This window comes from Pseudomonas sp. BIGb0278 (assembly GCF_024809895.1).
GTDB classification, from domain to species: Bacteria; Pseudomonadota; Gammaproteobacteria; order Pseudomonadales; family Pseudomonadaceae; genus Aquipseudomonas; species Aquipseudomonas shirazensis.
This window is the reverse complement of record NZ_JANUEL010000007.1, coordinates 123,938-149,504: the sequence shown is the minus strand read 5'-3', so window position 1 is coordinate 149,504 and position 25,567 is coordinate 123,938. Positions and strand designations below refer to the sequence as shown.

The 25,567-nt window shown below is 62.6% G+C and carries 17 protein-coding genes, 1 tRNA gene and 1 pseudogene; 10 read left to right on the top strand and 9 right to left on the bottom strand.

The window, feature by feature from the left end; all coding sequences use genetic code 11:
- Window positions 1-3: 3 nt before the first annotated feature.
- Window positions 4-1,434, top strand: coding sequence for an aldehyde dehydrogenase family protein (locus tag M2396_RS21155; protein WP_259077765.1), 1,431 nt, complete (start codon window positions 4-6; stop codon window positions 1,432-1,434).
- A gap of 43 nt (window positions 1,435-1,477) precedes the next feature.
- Here M2396_RS21155 and M2396_RS21150 read toward each other — a convergent pair whose 3' ends face one another.
- The 3 genes and pseudogenes from M2396_RS21150 to M2396_RS21140 all read right to left on the bottom strand — a co-directional run bounded on the left by M2396_RS21150 (window position 1,478) and on the right by M2396_RS21140 (window position 5,500).
- Window positions 1,478-3,880, bottom strand: a complete 2,403-nt coding sequence (locus M2396_RS21150; protein WP_150570041.1) for a DUF3772 domain-containing protein — start codon at window positions 3,878-3,880, stop codon at window positions 1,478-1,480.
- 55 nt (window positions 3,881-3,935) lie between these two features.
- Window positions 3,936-4,739 (bottom strand): annotated as a pseudogene (gene ada, locus M2396_RS21145) (bifunctional DNA-binding transcriptional regulator/O6-methylguanine-DNA methyltransferase Ada); the annotation flags it as partial.
- Window positions 4,740-4,867: 128 nt separating this feature from the next.
- Window positions 4,868-5,500, bottom strand: a complete 633-nt coding sequence (locus M2396_RS21140) for a DNA-3-methyladenine glycosylase (RefSeq protein ID WP_259077760.1) — start codon at window positions 5,498-5,500, stop codon at window positions 4,868-4,870.
- Between the two features lie 126 nt (window positions 5,501-5,626).
- Between M2396_RS21140 and M2396_RS21135 the strand changes: the two genes are divergently transcribed.
- The 3 genes from M2396_RS21135 (at window position 5,627) to M2396_RS21125 (ending at window position 9,639) form a co-directional block, all read left to right on the top strand.
- Complete coding sequence (locus M2396_RS21135) at window positions 5,627-6,142, top strand: sigma-70 family RNA polymerase sigma factor (protein WP_101316461.1); 516 nt, start codon at window positions 5,627-5,629, stop codon at window positions 6,140-6,142.
- Window positions 6,129-7,085, top strand: a complete 957-nt coding sequence (locus M2396_RS21130; protein WP_259077758.1) for a FecR domain-containing protein — start codon at window positions 6,129-6,131, stop codon at window positions 7,083-7,085. Before M2396_RS21135 ends, M2396_RS21130 begins: the two co-directional genes overlap by 14 nt.
- Before the next feature lie 94 nt (window positions 7,086-7,179).
- Entirely contained in the window at window positions 7,180-9,639 is a 2,460-nt protein-coding gene (locus M2396_RS21125) for a TonB-dependent receptor (protein WP_259077756.1), read from the top strand.
- A gap of 15 nt (window positions 9,640-9,654) precedes the next feature.
- On the opposite strand, the gene M2396_RS21120 is transcribed toward M2396_RS21125, so the two are convergent.
- The 3 genes from M2396_RS21120 to M2396_RS21110 all read right to left on the bottom strand — a co-directional run bounded on the left by M2396_RS21120 (window position 9,655) and on the right by M2396_RS21110 (window position 14,647).
- On the bottom strand, window positions 9,655-10,815 hold the full coding sequence (locus M2396_RS21120; RefSeq protein WP_150570037.1) for an MFS transporter: 1,161 nt from the start codon (window positions 10,813-10,815) through the stop codon (window positions 9,655-9,657).
- A gap of 381 nt (window positions 10,816-11,196) precedes the next feature.
- Window positions 11,197-13,272, bottom strand: coding sequence for a TonB-dependent receptor (locus M2396_RS21115; RefSeq protein WP_259077754.1), 2,076 nt, complete (start codon window positions 13,270-13,272; stop codon window positions 11,197-11,199).
- A 160-nt stretch (window positions 13,273-13,432) separates the two neighbouring features.
- On the bottom strand, window positions 13,433-14,647 hold the full coding sequence (locus M2396_RS21110; protein ID WP_101316450.1) for an MFS transporter: 1,215 nt from the start codon (window positions 14,645-14,647) through the stop codon (window positions 13,433-13,435).
- A 190-nt stretch (window positions 14,648-14,837) separates the two neighbouring features.
- Here M2396_RS21110 and M2396_RS21105 point away from each other — a divergent pair, with 190 nt between their 5' ends.
- The 6 genes from M2396_RS21105 (at window position 14,838) to M2396_RS21080 (ending at window position 21,562) form a co-directional block, all read left to right on the top strand.
- Entirely contained in the window at window positions 14,838-15,764 is a 927-nt protein-coding gene (locus M2396_RS21105; protein WP_409035113.1) for a FecR family protein, read from the top strand.
- 96 nt (window positions 15,765-15,860) lie between these two features.
- Window positions 15,861-15,937: transfer RNA gene (locus M2396_RS21100), tRNA-Met, on the top strand.
- 313 nt (window positions 15,938-16,250) lie between these two features.
- Window positions 16,251-17,477: an MFS transporter gene (locus tag M2396_RS21095; RefSeq protein WP_259077749.1), complete on the top strand. Its 1,227-nt coding sequence runs from the start codon at window positions 16,251-16,253 to the stop codon at window positions 17,475-17,477.
- 63 nt (window positions 17,478-17,540) lie between these two features.
- On the top strand, window positions 17,541-18,053 hold the full coding sequence (locus tag M2396_RS21090) for a sigma-70 family RNA polymerase sigma factor (RefSeq protein ID WP_259077747.1): 513 nt from the start codon (window positions 17,541-17,543) through the stop codon (window positions 18,051-18,053).
- Complete coding sequence (locus tag M2396_RS21085) at window positions 18,050-18,997, top strand: FecR domain-containing protein (RefSeq protein ID WP_259077745.1); 948 nt, start codon at window positions 18,050-18,052, stop codon at window positions 18,995-18,997. Before M2396_RS21090 ends, M2396_RS21085 begins: the two co-directional genes overlap by 4 nt.
- A 102-nt stretch (window positions 18,998-19,099) precedes the next feature.
- Window positions 19,100-21,562: a TonB-dependent siderophore receptor gene (locus M2396_RS21080; RefSeq protein WP_259077743.1), complete on the top strand. Its 2,463-nt coding sequence runs from the start codon at window positions 19,100-19,102 to the stop codon at window positions 21,560-21,562.
- Between the two features lie 98 nt (window positions 21,563-21,660).
- Here the strand turns inward: M2396_RS21080 and M2396_RS21075 are convergent, their stop codons facing one another.
- From M2396_RS21075 to M2396_RS21065, 3 genes are read right to left on the bottom strand one after another with little or no spacing between them, the layout of a single operon-like run.
- Window positions 21,661-23,679 (bottom strand): LTA synthase family protein, encoded by a 2,019-nt coding sequence (locus tag M2396_RS21075; protein WP_150572759.1) that lies wholly within the window; start codon window positions 23,677-23,679, stop codon window positions 21,661-21,663.
- Window positions 23,679-24,278, bottom strand: coding sequence for a hypothetical protein (locus tag M2396_RS21070; RefSeq protein ID WP_259077741.1), 600 nt, complete (start codon window positions 24,276-24,278; stop codon window positions 23,679-23,681). The genes M2396_RS21075 and M2396_RS21070 overlap by 1 nt, the downstream gene beginning before the upstream one ends.
- Window positions 24,278-25,546, bottom strand: coding sequence for an exo-alpha-sialidase (locus M2396_RS21065; RefSeq protein WP_259077739.1), 1,269 nt, complete (start codon window positions 25,544-25,546; stop codon window positions 24,278-24,280). Before M2396_RS21065 ends, M2396_RS21070 begins: the two co-directional genes overlap by 1 nt.
- Window positions 25,547-25,567: the final 21 nt, after the last annotated feature.

Here is a 25,567-nt window from a genome sequence, read left to right as displayed (position 1 = left end):
CCCATGAACACGTTCAACTACATCGATGGCTGCTGGGTCGAAGGCCAAGGCACTGACTGCATCACCGTCCACGACCCCGCGCTGGGCGTGCCATTCGCCGAGCTGATGGCCGCCAGCACTGCCCAGGTTGACCTGGCGGTTACCGCCGCGCGACAGGCGCTGCCGGCCTGGAAAGCCACCCCGGCAAGTGAGCGCGCCCGCCTCTTGCACGGCTTCGCCGAGCAGCTGACGGCGCGTCGTGAAGCGTTGGTCGCCCTGCAGATGCGCAACAACGGCAAGCCCCGCCACGAGGCTGAAGTCGACCTCGATGACGCCGTTGCGACTTTCACCTATTACGCAGCGCTGGCCGAGCAATCGCCGGCGAGCAACCGCGAAGTACCCTTGGCAGTGCCAGGCTTCACCTCGCGTACGCGGCTGGAACCGATCGGTGTGGTTGGCTTGATCGTGCCGTGGAACTTCCCGCTGGTGACCAGCGCCTGGAAGCTCGCCCCGGCCCTGGCGGCAGGCTGCACGGTGGTGCTCAAGCCCTCCGAAGTCACGCCACTGGTGGAGCTGGCCTACGGCGAAATCGCCAGTCAGATCGGCCTGCCCGCAGGCGTGCTGAACATCGTCAATGGCAAGGCCGAGACTGGTGCCGCACTCAGCGGCCACCCTGGGCTGGACAAGCTGTCATTCACCGGCAGCAATGGCGTTGGCAGCCAGGTCATGCGTGCCTCGGCGGCGTATTGCCGGCCGCTGACACTGGAGCTGGGCGGTAAGTCGGCAATCATTGTGTTCGACGATTGCGACGTGCAGCAGGCAGTTGACTGGATCATCGCCGGCATCACCTGGAACGCCGGCCAGATGTGCTCGGCGACCTCTCGTTTGCTGGTGCAGGAAGGCATCGCCGACGCGCTGCTCAGCAACTTGCAGCGTGCTTTGACTCAACTGCGGGTGGGGAATCCGTCACGCGAAGAAGTCGACATGGGCCCGCTGACCAGCCAGGCGCAGTGGCTGAAAGTGGCAGGTTACTTTGCCAGCGCGCGCGATGAAGGCCTGCGCTGCCTGGCCGGCGGCAAGGCGCTGGACCGCGACGGCTGGTTTGTCAGCCCGACGCTGTATGCCGATGTGCCCGCGAGCAGCCGCCTGTGGCAGGAAGAGATCTTCGGCCCGGTACTCTGCGCGCGGCGTTTCAGCACCGAACAGCAGGCAATCGAGCTAGCCAATGACAGCCGCTTCGGCCTCGTAGCCACGGTATGCTCCAGCGACCTGCAGCGCGCCGAACGGGTCGCCGACAGCCTTGAAGTCGGCCATGTCTGGATCAACTCGGTGCAAGCGGTGTTCGTCGAAACGTCCTGGGGCGGTACGAAGGCCAGCGGCATTGGCCGCGAGCTGGGGCCATGGGGGTTGTCGGCCTATCAGGCAGTCAAGCATGTGACCCGCTGCCTGGGCTAGCCGACGCGCCCCTTGGCCAGCAAGGGGCGCGCCGCTACCACGATCAGGCGGGTTCGTCGGCGGGCTTGGGCGCTTCCTGCACCAGCACCATGCTCTGCGGCGAAGACAGCGGAATGTCGGCATCGCGCAAGCGGCCGAGCACGGTGAACAGCAGGTCGCTGCGGGTGCCGGAGACCTGCCGCGGGCTGGCCACATAGCCGCTGACGCTCAGCGTCATGCCACTGGCGGTAAGGTCCTTGAACGTCACCGAGGGCGCCGGCGCATCCAGAATCGCCTCGTGCTCGTGGTACGCCGCCATCAGCAGGTCGCGCACCTGATCAGGGTCGGTTTCCAGCGGCAGGGTCAGGGTGATACCCACCACACCCAGCGCATTGCCCATGGTCACGTTGCGCACGTTCTGCGAGATGAACTGCGAGTTCGGCACGATCACCGTCGAACGGTCAGACATCTGGATCTCGGTGGCGCGCACGTTGATCCGGCGGATATCGCCTTCGACGCCAGCCAGGCTGACCCAGTCGCCGACCTTGACCGGGCGCTCGGTGAGCAGGATCAGGCCGGAGATGAAGTTCTGCACGATCTGCTGCAGGCCGAAACCGATACCCACCGACAACGCACTGACCACCCAGGTCAGGCTGGTCAGGTTGATGCGCAGGGTCGTCATCACCAGCATCGCCAGGAACAGGAAGCCCAGATAGCCGACCAGGGTCACCAGCGAGGCACGCATGCCGGCGTCCATATCGGTCTCGGGCAGCAGACGCTCGCTCAGCCAGCGCTTGACCACACGAATGGCAAACAGCCCACCGAGGAACATCGCCACAGCGATGAAAATATCCTGCGGCACGATGTTCAGATTGCCGAGCACCTTGCCGCCGCTGCCGTCCCAATCGGCCAAGCTCATCAGCAGCTCGCTAGGGCTGGTGCCGGACGGCATCAGCGCCAGCAGCGCCGCGAGGAACAGCAACAAGGTGCGTCCGATGCCAGCCAGAACAGTGCTTGCCTGGGCCTGATGACGCGGCTTCAAGCCAAGCGTCGAAGCCAACGCCAGGCCACCAGGCTGGCGTGGCGAGAGCAGGGTTTCGCAGAGGTCGCCGAATACCGTCACCAGCAGGTAGGCGCAGGTGACGACCACGCTGATCCAGAGCATTTTCGCCGCGAGGAAGTACGCCAGGGTCAGGTAGCCCGCCAGCAATGCCAGCAGGATCAGCAACACCCAGACCACGATCACGAACGGGATCAGCCCGGCGAGGCCGCTTGGTCGCTCGATCTGGTGCTTGCGTCGGGTGCGGCGGTAGCGCACCAGGGCGGCGAAGAACACCAGCGACACCACCAAAGCGGTCAGGCCATTGGTGGCAACGGTCAACGCCAGGCTGGTGCCAATCACACTGTTGATCCGCTCCTGGGTCAACAGCACCATCAGCGCTACGGCCAGCACCTTGGGGAACCAGCCCAGCGCGCTGGCCACTTCGTCGGGAATCGGCGGCAGCCGCCAGGACGGCCGCTGCAGCATCAGCATGGCCCGGCCCAGGCCGGTGATGAAGGCACTGAACACCACCAGCGTCAGCACGTGGTTGATCAGGCTGGCGATATCGGCGCCCAGCTCGGCGCTGGTCTCCAGCCCCCAGCGCACCAACGACACCGAACCGGCAATGGTCGCCAGCGTGGCCAGGCTGACGCCCAGCGCCAGGGCGCTGCGGCGCAGGCGGCCTTCAGGCAGCCAACGGACCATCGCATCGGCCAGCAGACGCTCGACCAGCAGACGCGCCAATGTCCATACCAGCAGCGCGGCGACCAGGCTGGCGATGAACAGCCAGCGGTGTTCAGGGCTGAGCGCGCTGGCCAGGGCATCACTGGCCTCGGTCTTCAAGGCCTGCAAGCGGGCGACGTCATCGTCGGTCGGGCGAATCATGCTTGACCAGAACGCTGGGCTCAGTGGGCTGGCGGCGCGGCTGGTAACCTGCGAGTTGAACTGGCTGCGGCGCAGGTTGACGATCTGGGTCGACAAGTCACGCGCTGACTGAGTCAGCTGGGTGGCGTTCTTCTGCTCGGCCAGTAGCTTCTTCTTGTCACTGGTGAGCTGCTGACGCTGGCGGGTGATGCTTTCGCCCTCGTCGGGCAGCACATCGCCAAGCACCTTGAGCTGATCATCCAGGCGAGTAATGTCGGTGGTGCGCACGGTGGTCAGCGCATCGGCCTGGCGCTGCACCTGCATGGCCGCCTGACGCAGCTGTGACAGCTGGTCGTCATTGGCATTGCTGGTAACGCCCTGGCGGATCTGGTCGAGCCGATCGGTCAACTGCTCCAGGCTGGCGTTTTCTTCCAGCGCCGGCATTTCCCCGGCCAGCAGTTGCGATACCGGCGTAGCGCCTGCCGACCAGGCCGGAGTCGCCACCCACATAAGCAGGGCCAGTAACCCCACACACAAACGGTCAAGGCTTACACGCCTCATCGAAATCACCTATAGACAGACTCTGCTGGCGGCGAATTCTACGCCGCTTGCCGGCTTAGGGAAGTGCCGTTTCTCGCTCCAGCAACTGCCGTTTACGCTCAACTCCCCAGCGGTAGCCGCTTAGATCACCGTCACGGCGAACGACCCGATGACAGGGGATGGCCACGGCGATGCGGTTGGCTGCACAAGCGAGTGCTACTGCCCGCACGGCTTTTGGCGCACCGATGCGCTCGGCGATATCGGTATAGCTGACGCGCTGGCCTGCCGGGACTTCACGCAAGGCCTGCCAGACCCGCTCCTGAAACGCCGTGCCCTGCACATCCAGCGGCAGGTTAAGGCCCAGTGCGGGTTGTTCAACAAAGCCCACTACCTGCGCGATCAACTGCTCGAAGCGGCTGTCTGCACCGATCAGTTCGGCGTTGGCGAACTGATCCTGCAGGTCATTCAGCAACTGCGCAGGGTCATCGCCAAGAAATATCGCGCAGACCCCACGCGCACTCTGCGCCACCAGAATCGCGCCCAGCGCGCACTGCCCAACGGCAAAGTAGATGGTCGCGCCTGCACCACGTGCGCGGTACTGCTTGGGCAACATGCCCAGGCGTTGGCCGGCGCCTTCGTAGAAGCGGCTGTTGGAGTTGTAGCCGGCATCGAACAGCGCTTCGGTCACGGTCGCCGCCTCGCCTTGCAAGCGCTCGCGCAGGCGCTGGGCGCGAAATGCCGAGGCATAAGCCTTGGGGGTAAGGCCGGTCTCGGCCTTGAACAGGCGGTGCAGATGAAACCGGCTGACCGCGAGCTCGGCCGCCAGTTGGTCAAGGCTGGGCAGGCTCTCACTGGTTTCGATCAGGCGGCAGGCGCGCGCAATCAATGCGGTACGCCGGGCGCTGGTAGTGTCGACAGGCTGCATGTCGCAGTCTCCTGGCTTGGATGGGCAAAGCGTGGCAGAGCCTCAGCCAGCGTTCACTCCGATTCTTGCGCTTGTTCCACTGGTCAGCCTACCGCACGCCACAGATACCACGCCGCAGCGGTCCGATAGGGGCTCAAGGGTAGTGCCAACGCGCGCATCTGCGCAGGCGTCGGCGCCTTGTCCAGACCCTTGATGCGCCGATAACCCTCGCGCACACCAAAATCATCGACCGGAAGGATATCCGAGCGCTCCAGGCAGTAGATCAGCAGCATCTCTACCGTCCAGCGGCCGACCCCACGCAACGTCACCAGCCGCTCGATCAATTCGTCATCGGCCATACCCAGCGCCTCGGCCCGGCTTGGCACCAGGCCGTCGAGGCGGGCCTGGGCGATGCCCTGCACAGTGGCCAACTTGTTCGCCGAAAAACCACACCCGCGCAGGGCCAACGAAGTGGTCGCCAGCAACTGCTGAGGGCTGGGAAACGCCGCCTCCGGATATAACGCGAGCATCCGCTGCAAGATCGCCTCGGCCGCGCGCGCGTGCAACTGCTGGTAGGCAATCGCCCGCACCAACGCCTCATAGGGCTCACGCCCGGGCGTAGCGCGATGCAGGCAAGGGCCTATCGTCGCAACATGGCGGGCCCAGTCAGCATCAATGCTCGCCAGATGAACGCTGGCCTGCTGCAGCCCCGCCGCGCTGAGGTCGGACACAATCATTGGCAAAAACCTGTGTTGAGCCTGATCGCCCATCTTAGCCCAGGCCTTTACCTGAACCCTACTTCACCCATAGAATTGAGAACCATTAACAAACGCATATAACTCTAGTTCAGGGCCATTGATCCGATGCAGATGAACGACACGCTCAAGCCGTCCGAGGTCGATCTGCTCTATCAAACCCACCATGCCTGGCTGCGTGGCTGGCTGCGGACTAGAGTCGGCTGCATGGAAAACGCTGCCGACCTGGCCCAGGATACCTTCGTCCGCCTGTTGCGGGCACGCCAGGTATCACCGCTGAAGGAACCCCGCGCTTATCTGAGCAGCATCGCTCGTGGCCTGATGATCGATCAGTTTCGCCGACGTGCACTGGAGCGGGCCTATCAGGACAGCCTGGCCTGCCTGCCCGAGGGCGAAGCGCCCAGCGAAGAGTACCGGCTGATCATTCTCGATACCCTCGAACGCCTGGATCGCGCCCTGCAGCAACTCAAGCCGCGGGTGCGCCAGGCGTTTTTGCTTGCACAGCTGGATGGCCTGAGCATTACCCAAATCGCCCTGCGCCTGGAGGTTTCCCGCGCCACCATCGAACGCGACCTGGCCAAGGCACTTGGCGTCTGCTACCGGTTGCGCTATGCCGACCTCTGAGCGCACGCCGGCGCAGGCCCAGGTCGATCAGGCCATCGACTGGCTGGTCAAGCTGCGTTTCGACGAGCCAAGTGCACGCACCCAGCGCCAGTTCCAGCAATGGCTTGCCAGCCATCCGCATAATGCCCTGGCCTGGCAACGGGTCAGCGAGCTGAGCGAAGAGCTGGCCGGCCTGCCCAGCGACTTGAGCCGGCGTACCCTCGATGGCAGCCGTCGGCAGCGCATCAGCCGCCGCGATCAGCTCAAGCTGATGGCCGTGCTGGCGGTTGGCGGCAGCCTCGGCTGGGCGGCGCGTGAACCCCTCGGCCTGCAGGCACTGCTCGCCGACAGCAGTACCGGCACCGGCGAGCAACGCCAGGTGCAAGGCAGCGACGGCAGCACAATCCAGCTCAACACCGCCAGCGCCATCGACCTGCGCTACAGCAGCGATCAGCGCCAGTTGAGCCTGCTGCGTGGCGAGCTGACGCTGGACAGCAATGGCGCCGATAACCGGCCTTTCATCGTCAGTACTCGGGTGGGTCAGCTGAGCACGCAGAACGGGCAATTGTTGTTGCGCGAAAACGACGCCGGCTTGTTGCTGGCGGTGCGTCGTGGCTCAGTCACTGTTGACTCGCAGAGCAACCCGTTGCGACAGGTGCAGGCGGGCCAGGTAGTGCAATTGTCGATGTATGGCGCCGCGTCAGCGGTGCAACTGCATGGCGATCCCTGGGCCTGGACCGACGGCGTGCTCAGCGTGCAGCAGATGCCCCTTGGCGAGTTCATCAGCGAGCTGTCGCGCTACCGGCCAGGGCTGTTGCGCTGTGCAGATGAGGTTGCTCGGTTGAGGGTGTCCGGTACCTACCAATTGGCCGATACCGAACAAATTCTGTTGCTGCTGGCGCGCACCCTGCCGGTGCGGATCGACTACCGCACACGCTACTGGGTCAGCATCGGTGCGGCCTGAAAAAACTCAAAATAAATGAGGTGGAATCTCATTCTCGCTCGGCCTGAAGGAACAAAGCCCGAAAAGTGGACTTGATCATCTTCAGGAGCGCTGCATGATTCACCGCCGTCCCCACCGCCCCGATCGCCTGCGGCATGCCGTCCAGGCCGCCCTGCTCGGCCTCGGCCTGAGCGCCGCCGCTCTGCCCGTGCTGGTCCAGGCCGCCCCCGTCAGTCAGAACCAGCAACGTGACTGGAACATCGCCGCCGGCCCGCTGGCCAGCGTACTGGACCAGTTGGCCCGGCAAGGCGGCCTGAGTCTGTCGTTCGACGCCAACAGCCTGCAAGGCAAGACCACCCGAGGCGTGCAAGGCCGGTATGACAGTGCCCAGGCCTTGTCGATCGTACTGCAGGGCAGTGACGTGCAGGTCCAGCAGGAGAGCCCCAGCAGCTTCCTGCTGATCCCGGCAATCGACGCCGGCGGCGCGCTCGAGCTGGGCGCGACCAGCATCTCCAGCGACCGCCTGGGCGAGACCACCGAGCATTCCGGCTCCTACACCACCGGCGCGGTGACCATCGGCAAAACCGCCCAGAGCATCCGCCGCACCCCGCAATCGGTCACCGTGGTCACTCGCCAGCGGATCGACGACCAGAACATCACCAACCTGACCAACCTGCTCGAGCAGACCCCGGGTGTGGTGGTCAACATGACCGACAGCGAGCGCGTGCAGTACTACTCCCGCGGCTACGCGATCGACGCCATTCAGTACGACGGCGCCACCGTGGTGCAAGGCAGCGGCGGTGGCTCGTTCATCCAGAGCGACTCGGCGATCATCGACCGCGCCGAGATCCTGCGCGGCGCCACCGGCATGCTGCGCGGTGCCGGCAACCCGTCCGGTACGGTCAACCTGGTGCGCAAGCGCCCAACTGCCGAGTTTCAGGGTGAAGGCAGCGTGACCCTGGGCAGCTGGGATGCCCAGCGCTATGTGGCCGATGTGTCCGGCCCGCTGACCGAAACCGGCAACGTACGTGGGCGGATGATTGCCGTGCACGACGACAAGGATCACTTCCAGAACTCGCGCATGGAGCGCAAAGAGGTGCTGTACGGCGTACTCGCCTTCGACCTCAGCAACAGCACCACGCTGACCACCGGCCTGGAATGGACCAAGCTCGACGCCACCGGCGCCTGGGGCAACCTGCCCGCCGACTTCGACGGCAAGCCGCTGCCGTTTGGCCGCAGCACCTACCTGGGGTCGGACTGGAACCGCTGGGACCGCAGCAATCTGCAGACTTTCGCCGAGCTGGAGCACCGCTTCGACAACGACTGGAAGCTCAAGCTGATGGCCCAGCGTACGCACTTTGAGCTTGACGACCACGGCTTCAAGCAGACCTTCTTCAGCCGGCCCACTGGCACCAGCAATCCCTACCTGATGAATTACCAGGTCACCGAAGGGGATGGCGGCGAGAGCATCCAGAACAACCTCAGCGCCACCCTCAACGGCCCGTTCGAGCTGCTCGGTCGCACCCATGAATTGATGCTCGGCGTCGAACGCATCCGCAACGACTCCTACGCTTCGGCCACCAACAACGTCGCCTCGGGGCAGTTCGATCTGCGCGACTGGGACCCGAAGACCAGCCTGCCGGAGCCGGATATCACCATCTTCGCGCACCCAGTGCGCACCCGTACCACCCAGCAGGCGGCCTATGCCACCTGGCGCATTTCGCTGGCCGAGCCGCTGACGGCGATCATCGGTGCGCGCAACAACTGGTACGACTACGAGCAGGAAAACAACGTCAAATCCAACGGCAAGTTCGCCGTCGACAACAAGATCGTGCCGTATGCCGCGCTGATCTATGACATCAACGACAACTTCAGTACCTACGCCAGCTACACCGAGATCTTCAACCCGCAGACCGCCACCGGGGTCAGCGGCGCGGTGCTCGAGCCGACTACTGGTGAAGCCTACGAGACCGGGATCAAGGGTGAGTTCTACGAAGGGCGGTTGAATACCTCGCTGGCGTTCTTCCGCATCTATCAGGTCGGCAACGCCCTGGATGACATCAGCGGGCCTAACCCGTGCCTGCCCAACTACACCAGCGGCTACTGCAAGGTCGCTGCCGGCAAGAACCGCAGCCAGGGCTTCGAGCTGGAGATTTCCGGTGAGGTGCTGCCGGGCTGGAACGTTGGCGGCGGCTACACCTACAACACCACCGAGTACCTGAAGGACACCAGCAACAGCACCGGCAACCCGATCCGTACCACCGACCCCAAGCGCATGTTGCGCCTGTTCACCAGCTACCGCCTGCCGGGCGAGCTGGAGGCGTGGACCATTGGCGGCGGGGTGCAGGCGCAGAGCGATATCTACAACCGCAATGGCACTGCCGAAGCGTCGCAGGCGGGCTATGCGGTGTACAACGGCATGGTCAACTACCGCTTCAACCAGCAGTACTCGCTGCAGCTCAACGCCAACAACATCTTCGACAAGAAGTACTACCGCCAGGTCGCGCCGACGCCAACCGGCTATTACTGGGGTGATCCGCGCAACGTCTCGGTGACCCTGCGCGGCAGCTTCTGAGCCTTCGCCGAGCGCTTACTCGGCGGCTGCCTTGAGCTTGCCGGCGCGGCGGTACGACTGCCGGGCAAAGCACACGAACAGCCCTGCCATCAGTGCCAGCGCCATCGGCAGGCCATGCGGTGCGGCGCCCATCGCGGCGCCGCTGAGCAGCGGCCCGATCAGGCTGCCGACGCCCCACAGCAGGCCGACGCTGGCATTGGCCGTGACCAGGTCGCGGCCCCTGAAGCGCTGGCCGATCAGCACCAGCGCCAAGGTGTAGATGCCGCCAGCCACTGCGCCCAGCAGCACCAGCATCGGCCATAACAGCCAGCTCATCTGCAGCAACCACGGCAGGCCAATACCGATCAGCATTGCTACCACCCCGCACAGCAAATGCAGGCCGGTGCGCTCGACCCGATCCGCCAACCAGCCCAGCGGCAGCTGGAACAGCATGTCGCCGGCGAACACCACGGTCACCATCAGCGCCGCTACGGCCACGGCAAAGCCATGAGTGGTGGCATACACCGGCAGCAACGACAGCACCACCGCATCGAAGAACGAGAAGAACAGCACCGCCACACACAGCGCCGGCGCGACCCGGAAGAAACCCGCCAGGGTAAAGCTCTTGTCGTCTTCTTCAGCGTGTTCGACGTGGTCGTTGGGTACGGTCAGCACGATGCACAGCAGGGCCAGGCCATAACAGGCCGTGACCACCCCGGTGATCCACGGGCTATGCGCGCCGACCAGCGCCAGCATCGCCGGGCCAAGCACCTGAAAGCCGGTAAAACTGGTGGCGTACAGCGCCATGATCTTGCCGCGGTTGTGCTCCGGGCAAAGCTCGTTGACCCACGATTCACCCAGAATGATGGCGATCCCCATGCCCAGGCCAAGCCCCAGTCGCAACAGGGCCAGCAGCCAGATCGATGAGAACGCCCACTCCAACAGGCCGATGGACAGCGCGCACAAGCTGAAGCACAGCAAATAGATGGTGCGTCGGGTCAGGTAGCGGCAGCAGGCATCGACCAGAAACGCCGAGAGCATCATCCCCGCCGCCGGTATCGCCGCCATGATGCCGATCTGCAGGGTGTTGGCACCGCTGTCCTGCAGCCGCAACGACACCAGCGGCAGGCTCGCCCCGAGGCTGAAACCCACGACCGATACGGCGAACAGAAGGCCCGCCAGCAAACGCATGTTCATTACCCACTCCTTGCATGCCGGCACGGCGGCACCTGCGGCCGCGTCGGCTGATAACCCTGAAAAATGACTGCACACAGGCGCCCATGGCCAGGCGCAATGGGCGCTGGTCGCAGCGGCGCGAATCAGTTCAGGGCAAGGTGTGGCGAGAAGGTGAAGGCAAACAGCACGCTGCGCCGCCGCTTGAGCACCGTGTCGCTCGGCCAGGCACGCCGACAGGCCTGGGCTGCAGGCTGAAGTGCTTGGAGGAGACGCTGACTACGGCGCATTGCATCGACTACGCAGGTAAAGAGGAAGCGGCACTCTAGGCCAAGGCTGGCGAGCGCGTCAATCCGGGGCATGCAAGGGCGGTGAAGCGAAATGTGCGCTTCACCGCCTCCAGGCCTACATGTCGTAATGCAGCGCCAGGCCAAAGGTACGTGGCGCACCGGCATCGATGATGTCGCCGCCACGGTTGTTGGTCACGTACTCCTTGTCGAAGGCGTTTTTGACAAAGCCGGACACCGCGATGTTCTTGGTGACCTTGTACTCGCTGCTGAAGTTGGCCAGCACGTAGTTGTCGCTTCTGCGCTCACCGATAACCTGGCCGGCGGTATTGAAGTCGTATTGCGACGGCGCCGTACTTTGGTAAGTCAGGTCGGTGTTGAAGGTAAGGCGTTCATTGACCCGATACAACGCGCCCAGCGACATCTTGTACTTTGGCGCATAGAGAAACGCCTCGCCACTGCGGTCCTGGCCGTTGCCGGCAACGAAGTCCTTGTACTTGCCATCGGTGACCGAGCCACCCAAGGTCAGCGTCAGTTGCTCGCTGAGGTCTTTTTCGACAAACACTTCCAGGCCTTTGATGGTGCTGCGACCGGCGTTATACACATTGATTACGTTGCTGTTGTCCTGGCGTACGCTGACCTGCTGGTCTTTCCAGTCCGTGTAATAGAGATTGGCGCGAGTGCGCAGGCTGCCTTCCATGAACGTCCCGCGATAGGACAGCTCATAGTTGGTGGTGTATTCCGGGTCATACGACTCGTGACCACTGCCGGAGCGCACGTTGACGCCGCCGCCGCGATAGCCTTTCTGCACCATGAAACCGAGGAACTGATTGGCCGCCAGTTCGTAGTTCAGACCCAGCTTGGGCAACAGGGCGTTGAACGATTCGCTGACTTGCCCCGGACTGGACAGGTCATCCTGCTTGACGTCGGTGTCATTGGTTTCGTGGTCGTAACGCAGGCCGGTGATCAACGTCCAGCGCGGCGCGAAGGTCCAGTTGACCTCACCGAATACAGCCTTGTTATCGATTGTCGTGTCGCCTTTGACGGTGGCGAACAAGGTGTCATCGAACAACAGGCGGTCATGGAATTTGTTGGTGCTGTGGCCGTAATAGGCGCCGATGAAACTCTTCACGTCATCCGAGCTGTAGTTCAGCCGCAGTTCCTGGCTGAACAAATTGCCATCGTGTGCACGGAGGATGACGTCGTTGCTCTCGGCGGTCTGGTCGAAGTCCAGGCGGTTGCTGTAATCGGAGCGGGTGTTGACGGTCATGCTGGTCAGCGACCAGGCGTCGCTCAGGCGATAGTCGACCTTGGCGCTGACGGTGTCCTGCTTGAGGTTGTCAAAGGCCTGGGTATTGGACGACACCTTGTAGTAGCGGACTTTGTCATTCTCGCGCATGACCGAGTTGTCGCCCTGACGGTGCTCGCTGTGGGCATAAGTCAGCAGTACATCGAGATCGTCATTGGGCAGGATCAGCAACTTGCCGCGGGCATTGCTGGTGCGATGCGGGTTGGCATCCTTGCCCAGCGCGATATTGTCGATATAGCCGTCGCCGTCCTGGCGATCCACAGCGATACGCCCGGCGACCTTGCCCTCGACAATGGCGCCACCACCAGCAACGGCCAGGCCTTTTTCACCGTAGTTGCCAACGTTGGTCTGGGCAGAGAAGCTTGGGTCGAAGGTCGGATCCTTGGTCTTGATCACCACTGCACCGGCCAGCGAGTTGCGCCCTTGAGTGGTGGACTGCGGGCCAAGAAACACCTCGACCTGCTCGGTATCCCACAGCGGGTTTGGGCTCAAGGTCAGCACCCGGTTGGGCTGCACAGCGCCATCGATATAGACCGACACGGCACCATTCATGGTCGACGGCCCCTGGTCATCGAAACCGGACACCGGCACACCACGGATGCCCCAGTTCTCGTTGCCGGCCTGGCTGTATACCCCAGGCGTTCGCGCAAACACATCAACCAGGCTGTGATCGGCCTTGTCGCGCAGTTGCTGCTCGGTGACGACCACAACGCTGGACTGGGTCTGCTCGAGGGTGCGGTCGATCTTCTCGCCGGTCACCGTGATTGGCGCCATCTCGACCACGTTTGGTGATGCAGCGTTCGATGTTTCAGCGGCCCAGCCGCTATTGGCCAGGCACGCGGCAGCGCCCACAGCCAGGGCAAGCGTATTCTTCTTGAAATTCACGACCCGCTCCACTACGCCAGATATTGTTGTTTTGCGCAGGCCCACTGCTCGTTGCGGCCAGCGGGGCGGATTCTAAGTGAAAGTGAGCGTTATAGGAATAAGATTGATAATGACTCTTATTAACTTGCAGTGAGGCCGCATTGCGACCCCACTGCACTTGTCAGCGTTTGCCGGTAGACGGCAGCAATATTGCCAGCAGGCCAAACAGCGGCAGATACGAACAAAGCGCATACACGTATTCGATCCCGCGCAGGTCGGCCACATAGCCCAGCAGCGCCGCGCCGATGCCGCCAAAGCCGAACATCAGGCCGAAGAAGATCCCGGCGATCATGCCAACATTGCCCGGCACCAGCTCCTGGGCGTAAACGACGATGGCCGAGAATGCCGAAGCGAGGATAAAGCCGATCACCACACTGAGGATGGTGGTCCAGAACTGATCGGCATACGGCAGCGCCAGGGTGAACGGCGCCACACCGAGAATCGAGAACCAGATCACCGCCTTGCGCCCGAAGCGGTCGCCGATCGGCCCGCCAAAGAACGTCCCCGCCGCCACTGCGCCAAGGAACAGGAACAGGTGCAACTGCGAGCTGGCCACCGAAACGTCGAATTTCTCGATCAGGTAGAAGGTGAAATAGCTGGTGAAGCTGGCCATGTAGAAGTACTTGGAGAACACCAGCAAGCCCAGCACCACCAATGCGCCAATCACGCGCTGGCGCGACAGGCCATGGGTCGCTTCTACCGCCTTGCGCGCCTTGGCCTGGTTGAGGTGCTCCTTGTACCAGCGGCGCAGCAGCAGGGTTACGCCGAAGAAGAACAAGCCAGCCAGGCCGAACCAGGCGACATGGGTCTGGCCGAACGGAATGACGATCGCTGCTGCCAGCAGCGGGCCCAGCGCCGAGCCGGCATTACCGCCGACCTGGAAGGTCGACTGGGCCAGGCCAAAGCGCCCACCCGAAGCCAACCGGGCAATCCGCGATGTCTCGGGGTGGAATGCTGACGAACCGATGCCGACCAGCGCCGAAGCCACCAGAATCATCGGGAAGCTGCCAACAAATGCCAGCATCACGATCCCGACCAAGGTGCACAGGGTGCCCAGCGGTAGCAGATTCGGCGTCGGCCGCTTGTCGGTGAAAAAGCCCACCCACGGCTGCAACAGCGATGCAGTGATCTGGAACGTCAGAGTGATCAGGCCGATCTGGGCGAAGCTCAAGTTGTAATTGGCCTTGAGCATTGGGTAGATCGCCGGCAGCACGGCCTGGATCAGGTCGTTGATCAGGTGCGCCAGCGCACAGAAGCCGATGATGCGCATCACCAGAGGGTTGGCACCTGAAGCCGTAGTTGCGCTGGAGGTGGTTTGAGAACTGCTGATGGCCATGGGCTCGACATCCGTCCGCGGGTTTGGGATCCGATTATCGGGAAACAAATCGATACATAGCTAGCTTTTTTACCATCGGTCCGACACGCACTTGTAAATGGTTCTCAATATAATTAGCATCCATGGCACATTGCCCCACTCCCTTTCGCCGCTTCCGCCTCACCTGCGAGCAGACCGATCAATGAACCCAATGCCCGCCCAGCAGCCCACGCCCGACGCCGATCGCGAGGCACTGGAGTGGTTTTCCATGCTCCGTCAGCCAGGTTGCGATGAGCAGCAGCGGCAGGCGTTCGCCACGTGGCAGCAGCAGGACCCAGCCAACGCCCGCGCCTACGCTGAACTGGAAGCCTACTGGCAGCAACTCGCTCCGCCTCCAGCAAGGCCGCGCCCGCGTCAGTTGAAAACCCGCCGCAGCTATCTCGGCAAAACCCTCGCCGCGCTGTTTCTGTTGATCCTCGCCGCCCTTGCCTATCTGTATTGGCCGTTGATGCAGCGCCTGGCCAGTGAACTGCACACCGCCAGCGGCGAGCGCCGCAGTGTGCGCCTGGCCGACGGTTCAACGATGCACCTGGACAGCGCCAGCGCGATGAACGCCGACCTGCGCGGGCGCACCCGCCAGTTGCAACTGGTGCAAGGTCAGGTTTCGCTCGAAGTGGTGCTCGATGGCCGCGCCCTGGAAGTGCAAGTCGGCCAGGCGCGGATTCAGGTCTATGGCACTCGCCTGATGATCGCCCGCAGCAGCCAACATGACGAACTGGTCGTGCTCAACGGCAAAGCCATGATCATTCAAGGCGGCGATCAACGCCTGCTCTCGGCCGGCGAACGGGTAACCTTCACCGAACAGCGCATCGACCCTGTGCAAAAAATCGACGTGAAGCGCGTCGAGGCCTGGCGCAGCGGGCACTTGCAGGTCAAGGATCAGCCCCTGGCCAGCGTGCTCGAGCGCCTGGCCGGCTATCAAGGCCAGCGCGTCTGGCTGATGGATGAGCAAACCGCTTATCGCCGGGTCAGCGGTGATTTCAACCTCGACCGCGCCCAGGCCAGCCTCGATCAGCTCGCCGCCGAGCAGCAATTGCAGCTGTATAGCCTGTTCGGCCAGTGGCTGATCGCCCGCTGAAACCGCACGTGCAGGCTAAGCGGTTGAAACCGTGTAAATTTTTTTTGATCCGGGTGTTGACAGAGGGGCGTCTGAAGCGAATAATGCGCGCCAGTTGGCTACATAGCTCAGTTGGTTAGAGCATAGCATTCATAATGCTGGGGTCCGGGGTTCAAGTCCCTGTGTAGCCACCACCCTTCAGATCTACAGATCTATCACGAGGTCTGTAGATCTAACAAGAAGCCCGCCTAGTGCGGGCTTTCTTGTTTCTGGCGTTCTGTCCTTGAATCGCCCTGCAACTCCTCTGCGTATTCCTCTGGGCAAATTTCCCCGCCTGCCCTCTCAGTGCCGATGCCGCGATAAGTCAACGCACTTACGTTCAGTGCGTATGATTATTTACATTCACCACGTATCAATATAGGGTCCCTTTCATACGCCGCGTATGTTCTGCTCCAGGTAACACTGCCAGACGACAAGGCTTGCTTGAAAATTCAAAGGACCTGAACCATGAGCACGTCTTCATCCGAACTCACAGCAACCTCCGCGCAGCACCCCTGGCTGGCCGTCAGCGCAGTCGGCCTTGCGACATTTTCCGTGGTCACCACTGAAATGCTCCCGGTCGGGCTGCTGCCACCGATTGCCGAATCGCTGGACACGTCCACCGGCACGGCAGGGCTGATGATCTCACTGCCTGCACTACTGGCAGCGTTTTTTGCCCCGCTGGTGGTCATCGCATCCGGCGGCATTGATCGGCGCAGGATCCTCTGCGGCTTGCTGGGGCTGTTGGTGATCGTCAACATCGCCTCGGCGTTGGCCCCGAGCATGGCCTGGATGCTGGCCGCGCGTGTACTGGTCGGCTTTTGCATGGGGGGGATCTGGGCGATCGCCGGGGGGCTGGCGGGGCGGCTGGTGGCGGCGCACTCGGCTGGCCTGGCGACCTCGATCATCTTCGGCGGGGTGGCCGCTGCTTCGGTGCTGGGCGTGCCGCTGGGTGCGTTGATCGGCGACTATGCCGGGTGGCGCTGGGCCTTTGCCGGCATGGCCCTGTTCAGCGCATTGGTGCTGGCGTTGCACCTTGCGGTGATCCCCGGGCTACCGGTAACCAGTTCGGTGACCGTGCGCCAGTTTGCCCAGCAGCTGGGTAGCCGCAAACTGCAAGTGGGGTTGCTGCTGACGCTGGCACTGGTCGCCGGACACTTCATGCTGTTCACCTACGTGCGGCCATTGCTGATGTCGGTGTCAGGCTTCGATAGCCAATGGGTCAGCGCACTGCTGTTCGCCTATGGCTTCGCCGGCATCGTCGGCAACTTCCTTGCCGGCGTCATCGCCGCGCGGCGCACAGCACGCACCTTGCTGGCGATCTCGACCGGGCTGCTGCTGACGCCGGTGCTGTTCCTGGTCATCGGCAATTCCAACCTCGGCGGCGGCATGCTGTTGCTGGTCTGGGGGCTGGCCTATGGCGGTGTGTCGGTAGGCCTGATGACGTGGATGATGAAGGCCGCACCAGGTGCCGTGGAAGTCGCTACGGCGCTTTATGTAGGGATTTTCAATGTTGCCATCGCATTGGGGGCATGGGCCGGTGGCCTGGTTTTGGACAAGGTAGGCCTTACAGGGAATCTTTGGCTGGCGGCTGGGTTCGCAACTACTGCCCTGCTGCTGGCGCTCGGTGTATGCCTGGCTGAGCACAGGGCTGCAAATGCTGATGTGGGCTCACCACCGCTCCAGTGCCAATAGCAGATTGTCATGCACCCTCGCCTGGATAATAATGAGATATATTATCATCCGTAGCGATCAGTCATGGACGCAGGGCTCAAGGCTTCAAACTCACTGAATATCGGCCACCTTTATGGCGAGCACCATGGCTGGCTCAAAGGCTGGCTGCGCACGCGCACTTGCAACAGCGCCGATGCAGCCGACCTGGCTCAGGATACCTTCATGCGTATGCTGACTTTGCGGCAAATGCCTGCTCTGCGCGAACCCCGTCATTACCTGGTAACTATCGCTCGAGGCCTGCTGATCGACAAAGCCCGTCGGCAAACCCTTGAGCGGGCGTACCTGGAGGTATTGGCGGCGCGACCGGAGCCGCTTGAGGTTTCGCCGGAAACCTACCATCTGATCATCGAATCGCTGTTGGCCATCGACACCCTGCTCGATGGCCTGGGCCAGCGCACCCGGCAGATCTTCCTCATGGTGCAACTCGAAGGCCTAAGCTATGTCGAGGTGGGCAAGCATCTTGGCCTCTCGGTGACAACGGTCAAGAACCACCTGAGCAAGGCATTGATGCAGTGCATTGTGTTGATGGACGCATGACCAGCTTACCCGCCTCTGTGCCCGGCAAAAATCATCTGCAGGCGGCAGTAGCGTGGTATCTCGCGCTCAATGACAACGAGGTCACGCCAGACCAGCATCAGGCCTGGCAACGCTGGCTCGATGCTGACCCTGCACACGTCAATGCCTGGGCGCGGATAGAAAAGCTCCAGCAACAATTGCGCGGCGTGCCTGGTGAGCTGGCCTTGCCGGTGTTGTCGCAGATGGGCGTGCAGCGCCGCCAAGGTCTCAAGCTGCTGCTCCTGCTGGCCACTGGCGCCGCAACTTTCGCCGGTTATCGCAGCTCGCCCCACAGCGCCGACTTCGCCACCGGTACTGGCCAGCGCCGGCACGTGAAGTTGCCTGATGGCAGCCGCCTGGATTTGAACACCGACACTCAGGTTGATATCGCCTACAGCGCACAGCAGCGATTGATCGTTCTACGTCAGGGCGAAATCTTTGTGACGACTGCGTCCGAGCAGGCGCCCGCGCGACCGCTTGCAGTGCAGACACCTCACGGAAGGGTTCTTGCGCTAGGAACCCGCTTTGATGTCCGCGTGCTGTCAGGTTTCAGCACGGTTGAGGTGGAGCAGCATGCAGTCGAAGTCAGCAGCCGCGACGCGCCACGTCAGGTGCAACGGGTCGAGCACGGCCAGGCGCTAACCTTTGGCGCGGCCCAAATGGGCAATCTACGCCTTGGCTCTGCCGGCAACAGCGCCTGGACCCAAGGCGTGCTGGTGGCGATTGACTGGCGCCTGGCGGACTTCATTGGCGAGCTGTCGCGCTACCGTGCGGGCTATCTGGGCTGCGCCGAGCAGGTCGCGGACTTGAGAATATCCGGCGCGTTTCGCCTGGATGATATCGATGGAGTACTGGCCAACCTGCAGGTTTCGTTGCCGGTGAAGGTGCGCCAGCTTTCGCGGTACTGGGTACGGATAGAAGCGTAAACAGATTTCACCCGTTGCAGCTTGCCGATTGCGAGTTTCGTTCGGCTCATCAGTAGAGCGGTCATTCAGCCGCCATTACTGCAACGGCATAGGAAGTCACGCATGAGCCCCCCCACCCCTCTCGCAGCTTTGCGCTTTCGCCTCAACTCCACACTGCTGCGCATCAGCCTCGGCGGTGCGCTTTGTGCTGGCGCGGTAGCCACTCCGGCCTGGTCGCAACAAGCTGCTGAACAACGTGAATATGCAATTGCAGCCGGGCCTCTGGATACCGCGCTCAGCCACTTTGCCGCCAGCAACGGGGTGACGTTATCGTTCGCGTCGACTCAAACCGAAGGCTTGTTCAGCCCCGGTCTGAACGGTCGTCACACGTTTGCCGAGGGTATTGCCCGGCTGCTCGCCAACAGTGGATTACAGGCACGCCAGGAAGGGCCGCAACGCTACACCCTGGTCAGCACGCCAAGCGATGCAGCGCTGGAACTCGGTGCCACCACCATCACCGGCGCGACTCTTGGCGCCACCAGCGAACATACCGGCTCCTATACGACCGGCCCTATGCAGACCGCCACCAAGCTGGCCTTGAGCATGCGCCAGACGCCACAGTCGGTCTCGGTAGTTACCCGCCAGCGCATGGACGACCGTGGCATGCAGGACCTGCACGACGTGATCAAGGACGTCCCCGGGGTCACCGTGGAAAAGGACGGCCCCGAGCGCCCGACCTACTACGCCCGTGGTTTTCAGGTCGACAACATCATGTACGACGGCCTGCCGACCACCGTGTCCAGCTACACCGCCCGGGACACCATCGCCGCCGCCGACACCGCCATGCTCGATCGGGTCGAAGTGGTACGCGGCGCCACCGGCTTGATGAGTGGTTCCGGCAGTCCCTCTGCGGCAATCAACCTGGTGCGCAAGCGCCCGACCAAGGACGCTCAGGTCAGCGTGACTGCCAGTGCCGGCAGCTGGGACAACTATCGCGGCGAGCTGGATGCCTCCAGCGCCCTCAACGACAGCGCCAGCCTGCGCGGCCGGGCGGTCACCAGCTATCAGGTCAAGGACAGCTTCCAGGACGTGGTCAACAAAGAGCACGCACTGTTCTACGGCATCGCCGAGGCAGACCTGAGCGACAGCACTACCCTGACCGTAGGCGCCTCGAATCAGAACCTGAACAACAACACCGCCTGGGGCGGCGTGCCCACCGCCAGCGATGGCGGCGACCTCAAGCTGTCGCGCTCGACCTATCTGGGCAATGACTGGGGCCGCTGGGATCAGGACAACAACAGCCTCTTCAGTGAGCTCGAACAGCGCTTCGACAATGGCTGGAAGCTGCGCCTGGCAGCGACCAGGATGTGGTCCAAGCTTGATCTGCTGGCGTCCTACGTCAGTGCCGGTGCAGTCGACGGCAGCTTCAACCAGATGACCGGCAAGTTCAAATACAGCAATGAGCAGAGCAGCTATGACGCATTTGCCAGCGGCCCGTTCAGCTTGTTCGAGCGCGAACATGAACTGGTGATCGGCGCCAGCCGCCGCAAGGAAACCTTCCACGGCAACGGCACCACAGTCTTGTCGGCTGCCGATATCAACATTTACAACTGGAACCCCCACGTAACCGCGATTCCAGCGTTCAACATGGGCGCCTGGCAGCAACAAAGCGAAACCGAACAAACCGGCGCGTACCTCACTGGCCGCTTCAGCCTGGCCGAACCGCTGCACCTGATTCTGGGTGCACGCCTGGACTGGTACGACTACCAGATCGACAACTCGAGCAATATTGCCGGAGTCCAGCCGACCTCCAGCCAATACGACGTCAGCCGTAACCTGACCAAGTACGCCGGGCTCATCTATGACCTCGACGATACTTACTCGGTGTACGTCAGCTACACCGATATCTTCACCCCGCAAGGTGTGGTCGATAGCCAGAACAAGGCCATCCAACCCATCGTTGGCAAGAACTATGAAGCCGGCATCAAGGCCGAATATTTTGACGGCACCTTGAACGCCAGTGCCGCCCTCTTCCGTATCGATCAGGAAAACCGCGCCTCGGTGATCAATACCCCAGGCGTCTGCCAGACACCCGCCGGTGTGTCCTGCTACCAGGCCTCTGGCGAAGTGCGCAGCCAAGGCCTGGAGTTGGAAGTCAGCGGCGCACTGAACGAGCGCTGGCAAATGGCGGCTGGCTACACCTACAACGCCGCCAAGTACCGCAAGGATGCCAACCGGGACAACGAAGGCCGGATGTTCGCCAGCGACCTGCCCCGCCATTTGTTCAAGGCCAGCACTACCTACCAACTGCCTGGCACGCTCGAACGCTGGCGTGTCGGCGGCGCCATCAGCGCGCAGAACACCATCTACAACCAGGGCAGCGGCTACCGCATCGAGCAGAAGGCCTACCAGGTGCTCGATCTGATGGCTGGTTACAAAGTCTCGGACAACGTCGACCTGCGCTTGAACGTCAATAACGTCTTCGACAAGAAGTACTACCAGAGCATCAACAGCAATACCTGGAACGGTTTCAACGTTTATGGCGAACCGCGCAATGCCGCATTGACCGTGAAGTGGTCCCTTTGAGTCAGCAGCGCGCTGGCGATGTGCGGGCCAAGTTCTGACAGCGCTTGCCCGGCGCAGCGCCGATCTGCCTGGAGCGGCCGGTACAGCGCTGGGCGCAGCTAGCGGACATTGCGATGGAGCATCAACCGCGCGCTTTCATGCAGCCCATGGGTGAGCGTGCGTAAACGCTGGAATTCCTCGGGATACTGCGCGGCGACATCATCACGCGGCGTTGCCGAGGCCAGATCGTGCAGGGTCGGTGCGCTGCCGTCGTGCTGCATCTGCAGCAGGAAGTCCCTGGTCACGCCGCCGATGATCGGGAAGGTGCCCTCGCGCAATACCAGCGGCACCACCCGCTCGCCTTCCGGCGCTGGCTGCTGGATGTCGCGGCCCAGCGCGCCGTTGACGAAGGGCACGCCGGCCATGCCGGCTACGGTCGGCAACAGGTCAACCAGGCCCACCGCTTGTTCGATCACCCGCGGCTCAAGACCTGGGGCATGAATCAGCAACGGCACATTGTTGCTTTCCAGGCCCAGCTGTTCAAACGCCGGCGCCATGTGCGGGATCTGGCTGATGCGCGTGTTGTGGTCACCGAAGAACACAAAGATGCTGTTGTCGTAGTAACCACCGGCCTTGGCTATCTCCATCAGGCGGCCAATGTTGTAGTCGAGCAGGCGCACGGCGTTGTACTGCTCGACACTGCGCGAGCCGGCAGCATTGACTTGCTCAAGGGTTACGTCGACCACCTGGAAACCGTCGTTGTGCCTGGGGATGGTGAAGGGCCGGTGGTTGCCGGAGGTCTGCAGATAGGCGAAGAACGGCTGGTCCTTGGGCACGGCACGCAACAGCGCGTCGCTTTCCTTGAACAGATCCAGATCGGAAATCCCCCAGACGTCGACCCGCGGCGATTGCCAGTCGCTCTCTTCATACAACTGCACGCCGTCGATGCTCTGGCGGATCAGCGCGTTGATGTTGGCCCAGCCGGCATTGCCGCCGATCATGTAGAACTTCTGATAACCCTCGAAGGCGTTGATCAAGGTGTGTTGCCGAGTGATCAGCGGATTGCGCGTGGCCGTCTCTTGCCGGGTGACGTCAGGCACGCCAGTAATGCTCGCCCACACCGTTTTTGCAGTGCCGGTGACGGGCACATAGAAGTGTTTGAAGAACCAGCTCTGGCTGGCCAGCTTGTCCAGGTTCGGCGTTGGATTGAGCGGGTTGCCGTAGGCGCCGACGGCGCTGGTGCCGAGTGATTCGAGCATGACGAAGATGACATTCGGAGGGCGCTCGCCGGCCAGCTTATAGGGCTGCACCGGCTGCTTGCGGATGAAGTCGAGACGGCCAGCGTCTGGTTGATCCACGCTCAGGTACTGGGCGATCTGCGGATAGTACTCACGCACTTTGGCTTCATCGTACTGAGCCTGGCCGGCCTTTAGCGTGTCATAGAGGAACAGCACCGGGTTAAGACCCACCGCTGCAACCTGACTGTTGCCGGAGAAGAATGCATCGCTCCAGCGCAAAGGCACCGGGTTTTCCAGGTTGAGGTTGGCAACCCGCCCGAGCAGGGCCAGCAGCACTGCAACTACCCCAATCAACGAAACCGAGGCCAGCGCCCAGCGCTTGATCGGCTTGCGCACAGCGTCCAGGGTCAGCCGTTCCAGGCAAACCAAGGCCCATACCCACAAGCCGACTGCTGCCAGCCAACAGGCAGTTATCCACAGCACCGGATAGGTTTCCCAGACCATCTGCTGCGAGATTTGCGCGTCCTGCAGATAGCGCAGCACCGTCGCGTTGATCCGCACGCCGAGGTATGCGTAGTGGCCGAAGTCGATGATATAGACCAGGCCCACCGCGGCCAGCACCACGGCCAGATAAACCCGCGCCAGCCAGCGCATGGCCGGCAGGGTAGTCAGGTTCCAGCGTGGCAGCCACGCCAGCACGGCCAGCGGCAGCAGGATCAGCAGCGCCAGGCGCAGGTCGAAGCGCAGGCCGATACCCAGGGTCTCCAGCAGCGCCGGGGTGGTCAGTTCAAGCCCGGAAAAACCCAGCAGAAACACCAGCCGCAAGGCCACCAGCAACGCGAACACCAAACCGATTGCGCCCACGCCGTAGCGCAGGCGGCGAGACTGCAACACTCCCATCATTGACCTCTATGCCATTTCATCAGGGGCCGCCATGCACTGCCGATCAGCAGCGCGGTTGCGGCGATCAGGCAGTACCCCGTCAGCAACGGGTCGAGCAGGTAATCCCAGTAGTTTTCCGAAGGTTTCAGGCGCAGGGCGAACGCCAGGGTGCCCAGTGCCAGCATCGCGACGGCCAGCGTGTTGCGCAGCCACAGCATCAGCAGCGCCAGCCCTGCCACCAGCACAATCATTGGCCGCGGATTGAAACCCCAGCGGTACGGATCAAAATAGGTCAGCCCCAGCGTGGCCGGGTACAGCAGCAGGCTCAGCAGCGTGAACGCCAGCAGCAACTGCATCCGCTGCGCGCGCTCGAGTGGTTGCAGCAGACCCAGGCGGGTCAGGCTCACCCAGGCCAGCAGGACCAGCGTGCTGAACGCCAGATCATCGGTAAAGCTGCGTACATAGGTTGCCAGCGACAGTTGGCTTAGCGGAATGAAGCTGGCCACCACCAACAGCGGCAGCAGCCAGGGCCGCCACGGCGCGGTAAAACGCAGCGCGCTGAACGCGACAAAGCCGATCAGGACGAAACTCAAGTGGGCCTGCCATACCGAAACCATCACAGGCGCCCCGCCAGCCAGGCTTGGTTGAAGCTGACATGTTTGATGAAGGTGTTGTTCCACGAGTAGACCAGGTGGTACATGCCATCTGCACTGCGGCTGAAGTACGGATACTCGTACTCGAAGTCGCAGCCACGCGGTTTGCATACGCGGTAATCGAGGTTACTCAGGAAGCGCTGTTCGAGCGGCAGCCGGCGCGCACCGCTGGAGGCGCGAAAGCCCTCACCAATGATCGCTTTATAGGCCTCGGGCGAGAACGGCTGGCCAAGCGGATCCGGCGACTGGTCCAGCTCCACCACACTGCGCCACTCGTTGAGGTCGGCGTCAGTGCCGTACAGGCTGAGCTTGAAGCGGCCATCCTGCAGGTCGTTCAGGGCTACCAGCAGACCGTCGTCGTCAGTGCCGACTGCGGCCAGCGACGAGTTGGGGTTGGCCGGTTCCAGCGGGTACGGTTCGCTCCAGGTCTGGCCGGCGTCTTCGGTACGGCTGGCCAGCACGCGGTGATGGGTTTCGCCGGCATAGCGCAACATCGCCACGGCGCGCTGGCCATCGAGCGGGACGATGGTCGGTTGCAGCGAGTGCTTGCCGCGGCTTATGCGGAATTTGTCGACCACCTCACCCTCGGCGCTCAAGTACAGGTACTCGGCAAACTTGCCCATGAACTCGTGGTACACCGGCAGGCCGATCGAGCCATCGGCGTGAAACACCGGCGCGGCGCGCACCAGGGTGCTGATATTGAAAAACGGCGAAGTCACCAGTTGCCGTGGCGCCGACCAGCTGCTTCCGAGGTCATCGGAGACCATCAGGTTGATCGCACTGGTGGCCCAGCCACCCACGGAAACCGAGACATAAAACATCCACAAGCGGTTGTCCGGGCCGAGCGCGATCACCGGATTGCCGAGCTTGCGGATATAGCGCTGGGTGCCGTCGCGGGTGCTTTCACGGGTAGCCAGCACCTGTTCGGCGCCCCACTCGTCAGTGCGCGGATCAAAGCGCGCCGCGCGCACCTGAACATCGGCCGCACCTTCGCGCGAGCCGGCAAACCACACGGCCATCAAGCCACCATCGGGCATGGCCGTGACCGAGGATGAATGGACAAAGTCAGTCAGCTGGCTGGAGACGAAGCGGCTACTGAATTGCGCCGGGGCCGGCGTGCCTGTGTCGTTCGAGCTGAGCTGGGCAAACGGCGCCAGCACATGGGGCGGATGGCTTTGCCAGGCAGCAAAAAACACCGCCAGCACGCCACAGATCATTAAGGCAGAGCGCATAGAGAACCTGTCGATGGGAGT

Bases quoted from the DNA above. Each gene is read 5' to 3' on its own strand.
- M2396_RS21135 (WP_101316461.1), top strand. From the start codon at position 5,627: ATGCAGATGAACGACACGCTCAAGCCGTCCGAGGTCGATCTGCTCTAT.
- M2396_RS21125 (WP_259077756.1), top strand. From the start codon at position 7,180: ATGATTCACCGCCGTCCCCACCGCCCCGATCGCCTGCGGCATGCCGTC.
- M2396_RS21065 (WP_259077739.1), bottom strand. From the start codon at position 25,546: ATGCGCTCTGCCTTAATGATCTGTGGCGTGCTGGCGGTGTTTTTTGCT.
- M2396_RS21090 (WP_259077747.1), top strand. From the start codon at position 17,541: ATGGACGCAGGGCTCAAGGCTTCAAACTCACTGAATATCGGCCACCTT.
- M2396_RS21085 (WP_259077745.1), top strand. From the start codon at position 18,050: ATGACCAGCTTACCCGCCTCTGTGCCCGGCAAAAATCATCTGCAGGCG.
- M2396_RS21105 (WP_409035113.1), top strand. From the start codon at position 14,838: ATGCCCGCCCAGCAGCCCACGCCCGACGCCGATCGCGAGGCACTGGAG.
- M2396_RS21150 (WP_150570041.1), bottom strand. From the start codon at position 3,880: ATGAGGCGTGTAAGCCTTGACCGTTTGTGTGTGGGGTTACTGGCCCTG.
- M2396_RS21155 (WP_259077765.1), top strand. From the start codon at position 4: ATGAACACGTTCAACTACATCGATGGCTGCTGGGTCGAAGGCCAAGGC.
- M2396_RS21120 (WP_150570037.1), bottom strand. From the start codon at position 10,815: ATGAACATGCGTTTGCTGGCGGGCCTTCTGTTCGCCGTATCGGTCGTG.
- M2396_RS21075 (WP_150572759.1), bottom strand. From the start codon at position 23,679: ATGGGAGTGTTGCAGTCTCGCCGCCTGCGCTACGGCGTGGGCGCAATC.
- M2396_RS21130 (WP_259077758.1), top strand. From the start codon at position 6,129: ATGCCGACCTCTGAGCGCACGCCGGCGCAGGCCCAGGTCGATCAGGCC.
- M2396_RS21140 (WP_259077760.1), bottom strand. From the start codon at position 5,500: ATGATTGTGTCCGACCTCAGCGCGGCGGGGCTGCAGCAGGCCAGCGTT.
- M2396_RS21070 (WP_259077741.1), bottom strand. From the start codon at position 24,278: ATGGTTTCGGTATGGCAGGCCCACTTGAGTTTCGTCCTGATCGGCTTT.
- M2396_RS21095 (WP_259077749.1), top strand. From the start codon at position 16,251: ATGAGCACGTCTTCATCCGAACTCACAGCAACCTCCGCGCAGCACCCC.
- M2396_RS21080 (WP_259077743.1), top strand. From the start codon at position 19,100: ATGAGCCCCCCCACCCCTCTCGCAGCTTTGCGCTTTCGCCTCAACTCC.
- M2396_RS21110 (WP_101316450.1), bottom strand. From the start codon at position 14,647: ATGGCCATCAGCAGTTCTCAAACCACCTCCAGCGCAACTACGGCTTCA.